Source organism: Bacillus sp. THAF10 (assembly GCF_009363695.1).
Lineage (GTDB): Bacteria > Bacillota > Bacilli > Bacillales > Bacillaceae_I > Sutcliffiella_A.
In genome coordinates this window covers 1,767,049-1,781,138 of record NZ_CP045403.1, presented here as the reverse complement: position 1 = coordinate 1,781,138, position 14,090 = coordinate 1,767,049, and the positions used below count along the sequence as shown (strand labels likewise).

General features: G+C 38.9%; 9 protein-coding genes and 1 pseudogene. All 10 read right to left on the bottom strand.

Going from position 1 to position 14,090, the window contains the following annotated elements:
• Nucleotides 1-77 precede the first annotated feature (77 nt).
• The 10 genes and pseudogenes from ltrA to tsf all read right to left on the bottom strand — a co-directional run bounded on the left by ltrA (nucleotide 78) and on the right by tsf (nucleotide 14,086).
• Nucleotides 78-1,904 (bottom strand): group II intron reverse transcriptase/maturase, encoded by a 1,827-nt coding sequence (gene ltrA / locus FIU87_RS09345; protein WP_152444346.1) that lies wholly within the window; start codon nucleotides 1,902-1,904, stop codon nucleotides 78-80.
• Between the two features lie 732 nt (nucleotides 1,905-2,636).
• Nucleotides 2,637-5,546 (bottom strand): annotated as a pseudogene (locus FIU87_RS09335) (PolC-type DNA polymerase III); the annotation flags it as partial.
• A gap of 294 nt (nucleotides 5,547-5,840) precedes the next feature.
• Entirely contained in the window at nucleotides 5,841-7,535 is a 1,695-nt protein-coding gene (locus FIU87_RS09330; RefSeq protein WP_152444345.1) for a proline--tRNA ligase, read from the bottom strand.
• 108 nt (nucleotides 7,536-7,643) lie between these two features.
• Nucleotides 7,644-8,903, bottom strand: a complete 1,260-nt coding sequence (rseP, locus tag FIU87_RS09325; RefSeq protein ID WP_152444344.1) for an RIP metalloprotease RseP — start codon at nucleotides 8,901-8,903, stop codon at nucleotides 7,644-7,646.
• A 13-nt stretch (nucleotides 8,904-8,916) separates the two neighbouring features.
• Nucleotides 8,917-10,068, bottom strand: coding sequence for a 1-deoxy-D-xylulose-5-phosphate reductoisomerase (gene dxr, locus FIU87_RS09320; protein WP_152444343.1), 1,152 nt, complete (start codon nucleotides 10,066-10,068; stop codon nucleotides 8,917-8,919).
• 38 nt (nucleotides 10,069-10,106) lie between these two features.
• Complete coding sequence (locus tag FIU87_RS09315) at nucleotides 10,107-10,898, bottom strand: phosphatidate cytidylyltransferase (RefSeq protein WP_152444342.1); 792 nt, start codon at nucleotides 10,896-10,898, stop codon at nucleotides 10,107-10,109.
• A gap of 18 nt (nucleotides 10,899-10,916) precedes the next feature.
• Nucleotides 10,917-11,690, bottom strand: coding sequence for an undecaprenyl pyrophosphate synthase (locus FIU87_RS09310; RefSeq protein ID WP_152444341.1), 774 nt, complete (start codon nucleotides 11,688-11,690; stop codon nucleotides 10,917-10,919).
• A 119-nt stretch (nucleotides 11,691-11,809) separates the two neighbouring features.
• Nucleotides 11,810-12,367 (bottom strand): ribosome recycling factor, encoded by a 558-nt coding sequence (gene frr / locus FIU87_RS09305; protein WP_152444340.1) that lies wholly within the window; start codon nucleotides 12,365-12,367, stop codon nucleotides 11,810-11,812.
• Nucleotides 12,368-12,369: 2 nt separating this feature from the next.
• Complete coding sequence (pyrH, locus tag FIU87_RS09300; protein ID WP_152444339.1) at nucleotides 12,370-13,092, bottom strand: UMP kinase; 723 nt, start codon at nucleotides 13,090-13,092, stop codon at nucleotides 12,370-12,372.
• A 112-nt stretch (nucleotides 13,093-13,204) separates the two neighbouring features.
• Nucleotides 13,205-14,086 (bottom strand): translation elongation factor Ts, encoded by an 882-nt coding sequence (gene tsf, locus FIU87_RS09295; protein WP_152444338.1) that lies wholly within the window; start codon nucleotides 14,084-14,086, stop codon nucleotides 13,205-13,207.
• Between the last annotated feature and the right edge of the window lie 4 nt (nucleotides 14,087-14,090).

Below are 14,090 nucleotides of genomic sequence, written 5' to 3'. Positions count from 1 at the left end.
CTGGCTTTTCCCCCACTCCACACCGTACGTGACCCTTTCGGAGTCATACGGCGTTCCATCGTTAACATTGTCGAAGTTTAGAAGCTAAGTTTTGGATTTCCTACTTCCGTTCTTAGCTTGTTTAATTTGTTTAAGGCCTTCGTTTCAAACTTGGCTAATATTTTTTTATAATCATTATTTAAAAGTGGGTCTTTATTATGAATAATCATATGATATTTCTTGTTTATTATCATCAAGTTTTCATAGTCATCTTTTCCGCCTTGAGCTGTAGATCTTATATGGTGACATATGGCATTGTGGGGAGTCAGTCGTTCTCCTGTAATACCACAGCAACCTTTTTGAGCTACATATTTACTCAAACGGTTATTTTCGTACAAAACACTTTTAGCTTTAAATATTCCTTTACGAAACATTTCAATTTCACGAACAGACACATTCTTAATTAACTTATGAATTGATGCCCTATCCTTTTTCTTATAAACAGAGAAGTTAGGGTCTCTTTGACCTCGTATATCATGTCGAATTGCTTCAATAGGATAGACCAGTAATCCATTACTTTTAAATCTTTGACAATTGTAATCTCCATAGAATTTATCAATGATGTTATTCGTTTCCTTTGTGTAAATAAAAATATTTCTAAACATCAACGATTTAATATTCCGATGAATTTTATGTCGTATCTCATTAAATTCTTGAGCTATCCTCGTTGCAACTTTGTAATAGTTGTGTAAACCGAGGATGTTGGCATTGAAATTCATCACTTTTTCTGGAGTGGGACTTTTTCTCATCTTTATGAGCTGGTGGCGAATAACACCTAATACCTTCTCTTTTGCCTTGGGGTCCATTTTTGAGTTTACAATATAACCTGTTTTGGCATTTCCTTTGCGAACCGCTCTAAACCGTACTCCTAAAAAGTCTGTACCGTTTTTGCGTAAGTTAGTGATTTTGCTTTTATCTTCACTAATTTCAAGGCCTAATCTTTCTCTGAGCCATTTCTCTACAGCCATTTTAATCTTCCTAGCATTAGAGTAGGAATTCGTGAAGATTTTAAAATCATCTGCATATCTTACTAGATACATTGGTTTTAACTTTGTCTTTTTAAGAGCGTCCGTTTTATTACGTTTCAATTTATATGGAACTCTTGTTGGCTTTGTTTCCCATTGATTTGAAATCCACCAGTCAAGTTCGTTTAACACCACATTGGCTAGTAATGGGGATAATATGCCGCCTTGAGGAGTTCCTTTAACAGGTATACCTTTACCCTTTATTTCTGCCTTTAGCATCATTTTGATGATAGATAAAACTTTTTTGTCCCGTATTCCTATTGTCCATAGTTGCCTCATTAGCTTTTTATGATTGACATTATCGAAGAAACCTTTAATATCTATATCCACCACAAAATGTTGATGACTGTGATTGACCATATGATAGCACCTTGCTAAAGCATCATGAGTGCTTCTTTTTGGTCTAAAACCATAGCTCTGCGAATGAAACTTACCTTCAACAATCGGCTCAAGAACCTGTAAAAACATTTGTTGTATTAATCTGTCCTCAATTGTTGGAATTCCTAAAGGTCTCATTGTTCCGTTAGGCTTTGGTATTAGCACACGCCTTACTGCATGTGGATTATAGTTATCCAGTCTCTTTTTTGTTAATCCAATCAGCTTGAGAGCATCTATTTTATTAAGATGTTTTATTGTGTGACCGTTCGTACCTTTCGTTTTGCTCCCAATATTACTTTTTATGTTTCGAAAGGCTAATTGAATGTTCTCTTCAGAAATAATAAGCTGAAAAATGTTTTTAAAATATCGACCCTTTTTGCTTTCCTCATAAAGATTATCAAAAGTTGATTGTAAGCCAAAATATTCGTTGTTTCTTAGCTTTTGAATCATTAAGTCAGCCAACTAATCACTTCCTTATGAAGCTTTCGTTTTTCTTTAGTCATACGCGAATCTGACTTTTTGTAGGTTTTTGTTTCGACGTTAACGACTTGTGCCCTTCCCTCTGAAATGTTTTATCCTCCGACCTATTTGTTATTCAGTCATCATCAGCATTTCTTCAACAGTACTACGGCACTACTGCCACTCCTGTAAAGTATGTTATAGCTATACGCCTTTCCATACACCATTGTCATAGAAGTGCAACCTTCTCTTACGTCAGGAGCTTCACACGTTCCACTATTCCTATCTTTATTTTATTCCCTTAGGTTCCCCCTAAATTCCGCTGAGCTTGCCTGTGCCTGTAACACAGGATGGATTTTCATAACCAAACGCTTACTCATCCACACTCAGAAGTCCTCTTAGGACCCCACAACATTTCTGCTGCGTGACATTCACGAAAAGTCAATCGAGGGTTCGTCCCAGTGATTTTACTGATTCTAACCATAGGAATTTTATAGACACCAGACCTATCATTCACAGAAGATTAATATCTCCCTTTCCTCATCCTAAAATGTTAGGGTGAACTTCAGCCTACTTTAACGGGCTTCAAACGATGTTGATGTTTGCATTATCGCATTCGCTTGCCGTAGCTTTAGTGTGTGTGTTTCAGGACGTTACCCCATCATTCCACACATTGGAATAGCAGTTCTACTAGACAATGCTAGTGCTTAACCTTTTCAGTTAAGAACGTGTCGCACTCAAATCAATATCCGGCACCTTATCTCCTTTAAAGCCAAGGAAGGTCTCAAAGGGGATATCGTGGCCATCTTTTTTAAACGCTTCGCCACATTTAGGGCAATCTTTATCAGGCAAATCGAACCCTGAGCCTACCGAACCATCATCAAAAAACTCCGAATGCTGGCAGGATGGACACACATAATGTGGAGGCAATGGGTTTACTTCCGTAATCTCTGTCATGGTGGCAACAAAAGACGATCCAACAGACCCTCGAGACCCTACCAGATAGCCATCATCTAGAGATTTCTTAACAAGCTTATGAGAAATTAGATAAATAACGGCAAACCCATGTCCGATAATACTTTTTAGTTCCTTTTCAATTCGTTTTTCCACAATCTCAGGCAAGTTGTCTCCGTAAATTCTTCTAGCCATAGAATAGCTCATATCACGAATCTCATCATCGGCACCTTCGATTTTTGGTGTGTATAGATCATCTTTTATTGGCTTGATTTCCTCAATCATGCTCGCTACTTTTTGAGTGTTAAAAACGACAATTTCCTTCGCTTTTTCTTCTCCTAGAAACGAAAATTGTGCTAGCATCTCATCTGTTGTTCTGAAATGTACATCCGGAAGCTTATGTCTGTTTAACGGATTGGCACCCGATTGAGATCGTACCAATATTTCACGGTGTATCTTATCTTCTTCTTTTAAATAGTGAACATTTCCAGTTGCTACTACTGGTTTTTCTAGTTTGTCACCTAGTTTCACAATGTTTGAAATGATTTCTTTTAATGCTTTATGATCTCTGACAAGCTCTAGTTCTATTAAGTGCTCATAGTTACTTGGTGGCTGCACCTCAATATAGTCATAGAATTCTGCAATTGCTTCTACTTCGTCAGGTGCCTTTTGCATCATCCCCTCAAACACTTCTCCCTTATCACAGGCTGTACCGACAATAATTCCTTCTCTGTACTTTTGCAGCTGTGATCTTGGGATTCTTGGCACGCGATAAAAATAGTTCATATGGGAGATGGATACAATTTTATAGATATTTTTTAAGCCTATGTCATTTACAGCAAGAAGCGTCACATGGGATGGCCTTGCTCTTTTAAAGGCGTCTGTTGTACCGGAGTGCTCGTTTAATTCATCATGGTAAACGATGCCTTTCTCTAGTGCGTCCTTTAACATTTTCACCAGCAAATACCCTGTTGCCTCTGCATCGTAAATGGCTCGATGGTGTTGAGTTAGCTCTATATCAAACTTTTTACACAACGTATTAAGGCGGTGGTTCTTTAAATCAGGAAACAAAAGTCTACCTAGCTCAAGGGTGTCAATTACCGGATTTTTAGTTTTACCTAACCCGATTCGTTGAAAACCGATATTTAAAAAGCCCATATCAAAGCTAGCGTTATGCGCTACTAAAATATCCTCCTGCATCCATTGAGAGAAATCTCTTAGCACATCTTCTACTTCCGGAGCATCTCTTACCATGTCATCGGTAATTCCAGTTAAATTTATTGTTGTTGCCGAAAGGGGATGATGAGGGTTTGCAAATGATTCAAAACGATCAATTATTTCCCCACCCCTTATCTTAACAGCGGCAAGCTCAATGATGGTGTCATACATGGCAGATAAACCGGTAGTCTCTACGTCAAACACTACATACGTTTCTTCAGCCAGGTTGCGGTGTGCAGAATTATAGGCAATTGGAACCCCATCATCTACTAAATTTGCTTCCAATCCATATAAGATTTTGACTCCATTTTTCTTACCTGCCGAATACGCTTCAGGGTAGCCTTGTGCGACTGCATGATCGGTAATGGCAATTGCTTTATGACCCCATTTTTTTGCCTGAGCAACCAAGGAGGAAATGGAGCTAATTCCATCCATCGTACTCATAGGAGAATGCACGTGCAGCTCGACTCTTTTCTCGTCCTCTGGTGCGGTATCAATGATTTCTTTCCCTTTAAATTCGTTGATATCATTGGCCATCATGACTAGATCACGTACAAATGTATCGTTTTGCACACTTCCCCTCACCTTAAGCCACATTCCTTTTTTTACAGCCTGTAAAAGCGGGACATCTTCTTTGTCACGGGAAAACATTTTTACCATAATGGAGTTGGTATAGTCTGTAATTTTAAAGGTTAAAAGCGTTCTTCCACTTCTAAGTTCCTTGGTTTCCGCATCAAAAACATACCCTTGAACGGCAACCCTTCGTTCTTCTTCGACAATTTCGTCTAATGTTTTTATCTCCACATCATCTTTGATGTTATAACCTATCATGACAGGACCACTAACCGTGTTGTCATCTTTTGCGGATTCCTTCTTTTGCATTTCTGTTACGGCAGCAAGTGCTTTTTGTTTATCCTCTTGCTGTTTTTGCTCAACAAATTGTTGATATTCTTCATCAGATTGCGAAAGGCTTGTATCTAAAAGAAAGGCTGGAAACCCAAAACTTTCATACGTACTGCCAATGGTATGGGCTAGCTTCTTCTTAAGCGCAATCGCTTCTGCCTCGTTTCTCGCCGACAACATTAACTTGTTTCCTTGGAGTGTTGGTGTTTGACCTTGTAATAGCATTAAAAGAGGAGGCGAGCAGCCGTCCAATTCCTTTAAACAAAGTGGCCAGTAATCACGTATAGAAGACTCTTCAAATGTTCTTTCTTGAACCGTAATGTTAAAAGAAACATTTGCGATATGAGAAAAGCTTTTCGTTAGCCTTTCATAAAAAAGGTGATAGACATTTACAGGTAAGACCTTTTGTAGTATGAAATGAAAATGCCATCGTTTGTTTGTTTTTTCAACGGTTAGCCTTTCTATTGCTCCATTTGAAAAATAAGGAAAAATATCATCACTTGATAATTCAAGCTGTTGAAGCAGAAGACGAAATCTATCTATTTTTTCTTGTGATATCTCTTCTAGCAATGTATGGACTCCTTTCCCCTTTGTTTCTAAATTAAGGCTGTTTTCGTAAACTTTGTTGCTACTGCGTATAGTTAAGCAACACGCAATCGACGTTGATGTCGTGCTCTTTTCGTGGAGATAGTTTTAGGTATATGGCAACTTTTCTACTATTAATGACTGGAAAAAGTCTTAAAGCCGACTTTTGCCTAGTTTGTAGCAACAATCTTTTAGAAAAGAGCTAAATTAAAAGATAACTGACATAATGGAAGGTACCTCAAAGTGGAGGTACCTTCTCTTAGATTCTATTTTATTGTACTATTTTTTTTGCATTGTTTGAATTAATTCTTCTACAGTCATTTCTTCCATTTCACCAGTTGCTCTCCATTTAACCTCAACCATGTTTTCTTCTGCCTTTTTCCCAACAGTAATGCGCACAGGTAAGCCGATGAGATCTGCATCTGCAAATTTTACACCAGGACGTTCTTGCCTGTCATCAAATAGAACATCTTTACCTGAATCCTTGAGCTTTTGGTAAATTTCTTCTGCTAAGTTTAGTTGCGTTTCATTTTTGGCATTTACAGGGATAACATGTGCATGGTAAGGAGTTACAGCTTTTGGCCACACAATCCCATTATCATCATGGTACTGTTCTACAACTGCTGCAAGGACACGGGACACTCCAATTCCGTAACAGCCCATAATCATTGGCTGGCTTCGGCCGTTGTCATCAAGGAACGTGGCTCCCATTGCTTCACTGTATCTCGTTCCAAGCTTAAAGATATGGCCGACTTCAATTCCTTTAGCAAACTGAATGATTCCTTGTCCATCTGGTGAAGGATCTCCCTCTTTGATGAAGCGTAAGTCTGTGAATTGAGAAACACTAAAATCACGTGAAGGATTGACATGCTGATAATGAACGCCCTCTTCATTTGCTCCACAGACTGCATTAACCATATACTCTACTGCGGTATCAGCGACAATTTCTAACTCCTCCGCTACAGATATTGGACCAACAGAGCCAATGCTTGCTCCCATTACTTTTTGGACGTCTTCACTGCTAGCTACTTCGACAACAGATGCTTGATACAGATTCTTTAGTTTCACATCATTAATTTCATGGTCGCCTCTTGCTAATGTCAAAACAAACTTGTCGTCCACCTTAAAGAGGATGGATTTAATTAAATCTACTTTCTCCATATTCAAATAAGCCGCTACTTCTTCTATCGTTTTTTGATTAGGAGTAGATACCTTTTGAAGCTCTTTTTCAGCTTCTGCTTTCTTTTCATATGAGACAACAACTGGTGCCATTTCGATATTTGCCGCAAAGGAAGAATCAGATGAATAGGCAATTGTGTCCTCGCCAATTTCAGATAGGACCATAAACTCATGTGTATCTTTCCCACCCATCGCACCAGAATCTGCGATAACAGCGCGGAAGTTCAAACCAAGGCGACTAAAGATGTTAGAGTATGCTGTGTACATTTTTTCATATACTTCATCCAAACTCTCTTGGTTTGCGTGGAAGGAATATGCATCCTTCATTAAAAATTCTCGTCCCCTTAACAACCCAAAACGCGGACGCTTTTCATCACGAAATTTAGTTTGAATTTGATAGAGAGATAATGGAAGTTTTTTGTAGGATTTCACTTCGTCTCTTACAATTGTTGTAATTACTTCTTCATGTGTAGCTCCAAGTGCAAACTCACGGTCATGTCTATCTCTTAGTCGCATCAATTCCGGTCCATAAGAGTACCATCTTCCTGACTCTTGCCACAATTCTGCTGCTTGCATTGCCGGCATTAGTAATTCCACAGCACCAGAGCGGTCCATTTCTTCTCTAATAATATCCTCTACGTTTTTCAATGCTTTTTTTCCAAGTGGAAGAAAGCTATAAATTCCGCTCGTGTTTTGACGGATGAAGCCTGCCCTTAATAAAAGCTGATGACTTTTCACTTCTGCATCCGCTGGCACTTCCCTTAACGTTGGAATAAGTGTCATGCTTTGTCTCATTTCATACACCTCTTAAGTAAATATGTAAGTATCATCTAATAAACTCTGTAAAAGAAAGAGAACTTGCACCACATGAATGATGCAAGTCTGTGTGTTCTATCATTTATTTTACAGGAAAAACTTCTGGATGTCATTCCATGTTACCACTAGCATTAACAGCATCAAGAGAGCAAAGCCGATAAAATGGACAAGACCTTCCTTATGACGATCTACTGGTTTACCTCTGACCGCTTCTGCTGCAAAGAACATCAGTCTTCCACCATCTAGTGCAGGAATTGGTAGGAGATTGATAATCCCTAGATTGATACTAAGAACGGCTGCCCATCTCATCAACATAATCACGCCTGATTCAGCAACAACTTCTGTTGATTTATATATACCAACAGGACCAGAGAGCATATCTAATGAAAACTGACCTGTGATGAGCTTACCTAATCCAACTACAATCTCTTTAGACCAATTAAAGGTCTCTGTTGCTGCTTTTGGAAACGAGCCTAGGAATGATTTTTCCATTGGCATATAAACGCCAATGATCCCGATACTTTTGTCTTCTACTGTTTCTGCTTTTGGGGTAACAGGGATAGAGAGACTTTCTCCATCTCGCGTGATATTAAATTCTAGCTCTTTATTTGGATTTGCTTGAATGACACTCACTAGTTCTTCCCAAGAAGCAACAGATGAGTCATCAATGGCCACTACTTTATCTCCTTGACGAAGGCCCGCGTCTTGAGCAGCTCCATCTTCTGTCAATTGGCCAATCACAGCATCATTCACTGGATACCCATGTACAATTCCGAGAAAGGCGAAAATGACAAATGCCAAAATAAAGTTCATCATCGGACCAGCAAAAATGGCCATCGTGCGCTGCCATAAAGTTTTAGAGCCAAACTGTCTGTTATATGGAGCATTTTGAATTTCTTGACCATCCATGACAAAGTATGCTTCCTCTGCAACCTTGTATTCACGGAGAGTTTCTTCATCACTTAATTCGAACCCTCTGATGACTAGCTCTTTTTCTAAATCTGCATGTTCCACTTCAAGCATTTTTGCTTCTGGAAATTTCTCTTTATTATTAACTATGACTTTGTTCACTTCTCCAGCAGAATTAAACAGGAGACCAACATGATAGCCAGGCTTTAATTCGATGGTTTCAGGATCTTCTCCTGCCATACGAACGAATCCACCGATTGGCAGAAGCCTGATAGTATAGACAGTTTCATTCTTTTTAAATGTAAACACTTTCGGTCCAAAGCCTATCGCGAACTCTCTGCATAGTATACCTGCTCTTTTTGCAAAAACTAGATGTCCGAGCTCGTGAACAAACACGAGGACTCCAAAAATAATGATAAATGCGATAACTGTATTCACCAGTTTTCCACCTCTAATCGATTAGTGAACGAACATATTGCCTTGTTTCCATGTCCACTTCTTTAATTGTGTCCAAGTCAGGGTTTTTCTGAAGCGTATGTCTAGTCATAGCAGACTCAATTAACGATTCAATTGTTAGAAATTCTATTTTATTCTCTAAAAATGCACTTACTGCAATTTCATTGGCTGCATTTAAAACAGTTGGCATAGTACCACCCGCACGACCGGCATCATACGCATATTGTAAGCATCGGAATCGATTCATATCCATTTTTTCAAAATGAAGCTTGCCAATTTCCATGAAGTTTATTCTTTTACCTGTAGGATGCGGCAATCTGTCTGGAAAGGTGAGCGCATATTGAATGGGCACTCTCATATCCGGTGTCCCAAGCTGAGCAATGATACTCGTATCATGAAATTCTACCATCGAGTGAATGACACTTTCACGGTGCATGACAACTTGAATATTTTCATAAGCAATATCAAAGAGCCAATGCGCTTCAATCACTTCTAAGCCCTTGTTCATCATGGTCGCAGAATCAATCGTGATTTTAGCACCCATTGACCAGTTAGGGTGATTTAGCGCTTCATCTCTAGTGACACCTTGTAGGTCCTCACGTGAGCGGTCGCGAAAACTCCCCCCTGATGCAGTCAGAATGATTGATTCAATGTTTTTTTCTTTTTCCCCTTGCAAACATTGATATATGGCCGAATGTTCACTGTCAACTGGCAAGATTGGTACACCATATTTTCTGGCAGCTTCCATCACAATGTGTCCTGCGGTAACAAGCGTTTCCTTATTCGCTAGTGCAATGACCTTTCTTTGTTGAATGGCATGCAGGGTAGGTAAAAGTCCCACACTTCCCATAACTGCATTAACTAAGACATCCGCACTCGGGATACCAGCTACTTCCATTAATCCCTCTTCACCATAAACAAAACGCACATCTCTTGAACCGTATTGAAGCGTCAGTTTTTCACAATCTTCTTTGGTCTGAACAGATACAAGATTAGGTGAAAAATCAGCAAGGATTCTCTCTACTACTTCAATATTTTTCCCCACACTAAATGCAACTAATTGAAACTGTTCTTTGTGTGTTTTTATCACATCTAGGGTTTGTAATCCGATAGATCCTGATGCCCCTAGTAAACTAATTTTCCTCACCAACACTCACCTCTTTTTAACCTTCTTTTTTTCTCGTGTTAGAAAAGAAAGATATGTATAAAGTGCAACAGTGGCAGTACAAAAAGAAGGCTATCAAAGCGATCCAAAATCCCACCATGTCCTGGTAAAATACTTCCAGAATCTTTTATCTGATAATGTCTTTTTAAAGCTGATTCAACAAGGTCACCTATTTGTCCAAAAACAGACAACAGTGCAGCCACGATGATAGTAGTAAAGATAGAATAATCAAATCCAACTACTATTTGGAAGATTATTGCGACGATAATAGCGCATACCACACCTCCAATGGAGCCTTCAACTGTTTTATTTGGACTAATATGTGGCCATAATTTTGTTTTCCCCATGCTCTTCCCAATAAAGTATGCTCCAGAATCCGTTGTCCAGATGACAAATAACGCGAAGAATACGTATGCCAGCGCAAGCTCACGGATTTCGATAAAATAATAAAACCCTAAGCCAACATAAATAGTGGAAAGCAAAGTAAAGCCCACATCATCAAAATTAAATTTGTTCTTTGAAAGTACCGTGTATGCCAGTAACAAAAGGACAATCAAAAGTAAAAATTCCATTTTAGAAAGCAAAAATCTCTCTACTGAAAAAAAATCTGATGGCATCATGAGAAACCACAATAAAGCCAAAGATAAAATTCCAGGAATACTTAGAACGGATAGCTTTTTCATTCTAAGCGCTTCAAATAGACCAACTGACGCCAATAAGTAAATCATAAGTACAAATGGTAAATTGCCATAAATGACAACAGGCAAAAAAATGGCTGCTGCTATCAGGGCAGTAATGATTCTCTGTTTCATTGTATGTCCAACACCTTCTTATATACCACCAAATCTTCGTCCACGTGTTTGGAAACTGTTGATGGCCTCATAGAGGTTTTGTTCATCAAAGTCAGGCCATAACACGTCTGTGAAATAAAATTCAGCATAGGCTAATTGCCACAGCATAAAATTACTTAATCTTATTTCACCGCTTGTACGAATTAAGAGATCTGGGTCTGGTAATAAATTGCTGAAAAGATATTCACCGAACATCTCTTCCGTTAGTTGATCAGAGGAGATTTTCCCTTCCTTCAAATCAACTGCTACATCTTTTACAGCACGGAGTATTTCATCGCGTGCTCCATAATTTAACGCAAAGTTTAAAATAAGGCCTGTATTGTCTTTCGTTTTTTCCATGGCATTTTCTACAGCCCTAAGTGTGTGTTCTGGCAGATCGTTTTTGTTTCCCATTAATCTTACTTGGACATTTTCCTCCATTAATTCTGGTAGGAATGTTCCTAAAAATTCTTCGGGAAGCTTCATCAGAAAATCGACTTCAAGCTTGGGCCTCTTCCAGTTCTCTGTGGAAAAAGCATACATTGTCAGAACTTTAACACCTAAGCTATTTGCCGCCTTCGTTACTTTTCGAACAGTTTTCATGCCCTCGTGATGTCCAGCTACTCTAGGAAGTGCACGCTTTTTTGCCCATCTCCCGTTTCCATCCATAATTATTGCAATATGTTCGGGGATAGGGTGCTTCAGAATCTCTTCTTTTAAGCTAAATGATTTAGAGGTTTCTTTGCCTCTCCACTCTTGTATTTTCTTCAGCATAAAAATCCTCCATTAGAGATAAATAGACAAGCGTCCATTTATAGTAACAGTATTAACAAAAAAACCCCCTGTAAACATTAGAGGGTCTTTTCTATCTTTCTATTTTACATGGAAATTGCTTATACTTCCATTATTTCTTTTTCTTTTTCTTTCGTTACAGTATCTACCTTTGCAATGAAAGAATCTGTTTGCTTTTGAATGTCATCGGTATATCCGCGTAATTCATCTTCTGTGATCTCGCCATTCTTCTCAGCCTTCTTAAGATCATCGTTTCCATCACGACGAATATTACGAATTGCTACTTTAGCATCCTCAGAGGATTTTTTCACTTGTTTCACTAATTCTTTACGTCTCTCTTCCGTTAATGCAGGAATGCTAATGCGGATGACTGTCCCATCATTCGTTGGATTTAGACCTAAATCAGCTTTAATGATTGCTTTTTCAATATCACCTAAAGAAGATTTGTCATAAGGCTGAACAACTAATAGACGCGCTTCTGGCACGTTTAATGATGCTAGTTGATTCACCGGAGTTGGCGCACCATAATAATCAACTGTTACTTTATCTAGAAGTGCAGCACTTGCACGACCAGCACGAATGCTCGCCAATTCTCTAGAATAAGCTTGTACTGCTTTTTCCATTTTTTCTTTTACTGCGTTAATAATTTGAGCTGCCATGTCTATTTCCCCCTTACAATCGTTCCGATATTTTCACCAAGAACCACTCGTTTAATATTTCCTTCCTCCATAATGGAGAAAACAATAATAGGAATATCATTATCCATGCACAAGGATGACGCTGTTGAATCCATTACAGCTAGGCCTTCACGAAGTACATCTAAGTAGGATAACGTATCATATTTTGTTGCTGACGCATCAACAGTAGGATCTGCACTGTATACGCCATCTACATTATTTTTAGCCATTAAAATAACATCAGCTTCAATTTCTGCAGCTCTTAATGCTGCTGTTGTATCAGTTGAGAAATACGGATTTCCTGTACCCGCTGCAAAAATAACAACACGTTTCTTTTCAAGGTGGCGAATTGCTTTTCTTCTAATATAAGGCTCTGCTACCTGACGCATTTCAATGGATGTTTGCACTCTCGTTTGTACGCCAGAATTTTCAAGGCTGTCTTGAAGAGCTAAAGAATTCATTACTGTTGCTAACATACCCATATAGTCAGCAGAAGCACGGTCCATACCCATTTCACTGCCTACTTTTCCACGCCAGATATTGCCACCGCCAACAACAACCGCTACTTCCACGCCAAGTTCTGTTAGCTCTTTTACTTGTTTTGAAACGGATTTGATGACAGTTGGATTAATTCCGAAGCCTTGTTCACCTGCAAGCGCTTCTCCACTTAATTTTAATACAATACGCTGATATTTTGCTTGAGCCATAATAACCTCCAGTTAATAAAAGGATTCGAAATTTTCAACAAGTGAACAAAGAATATCGTTTTCCTAAAAAGAGGAACACAAAAGTGTTCCTCTCTATACATCGTTGTTCCTCTTATTTTTTAACTTGGCTCATTACTTCCTCAGCAAAGTTGTCTTGACGCTTTTCAATACCTTCGCCCACTTCATAACGAACGAAAGATTTCACTGTAGCGCCTTTGCTTTCCACAAACTGACGTACTTTCATGTCAGGGTTTTTAACGAAAGATTGATCAAGTAGGCAGATATCTTCGAAGTATTTTCCAAGACGACCTTCTACCATTTTTGCCACAATGTTTTCAGGCTTGCCTTCGTTTAGTGCTTGCTCCGTTAATACTTTACGCTCACGCTCCGTTTCTTCAGCAGAAACCTCGTCACGAGATACATATTTAGGATTGATTGCTGCGATGTGCATTGCAACATCTTTCGCCGCAGCTTCATCCGTAGTACCTTCAAGTAGAGTTAGAACTCCGATACGTCCACCCATGTGAAGGTAGCCACCAAATGCATCAGCATCTGTTTTTGTAACAACTGTAAAACGACGAAGCGTTAATTTTTCCCCAATTTTAGCAATTGCAGAATTGATATGTTCTGTTACAGTAGATCCGTTAGACATCTTTGTTTCTAAAGCAACTTCAACAGACTCAGGCTTGTTCGCAAGAAGGAATTCACCTAGCTCACTTACAAGTGTTTTGAAGCCTTCGTTTTTCGCAACAAAGTCAGTTTCAGAGTTTACTTCAAAGATTACTGCATCGTTACCGTTTGTCGCGATTGCAGTTAATCCTTCTGCAGCGATACGATCTGTTTTCTTAGCAGCTTTAGCGATTCCTTTTTCACGTAGGAAATCAATTGCTTTTTCCATATCTCCGTTTGTTTCTGTTAACGCTTTTTTGCAGTCCATCATACCTGCGCCAGTTTTTTCGCGTAGTTCTTTTACCATTTGAGCAGTTACAGCCATGTTT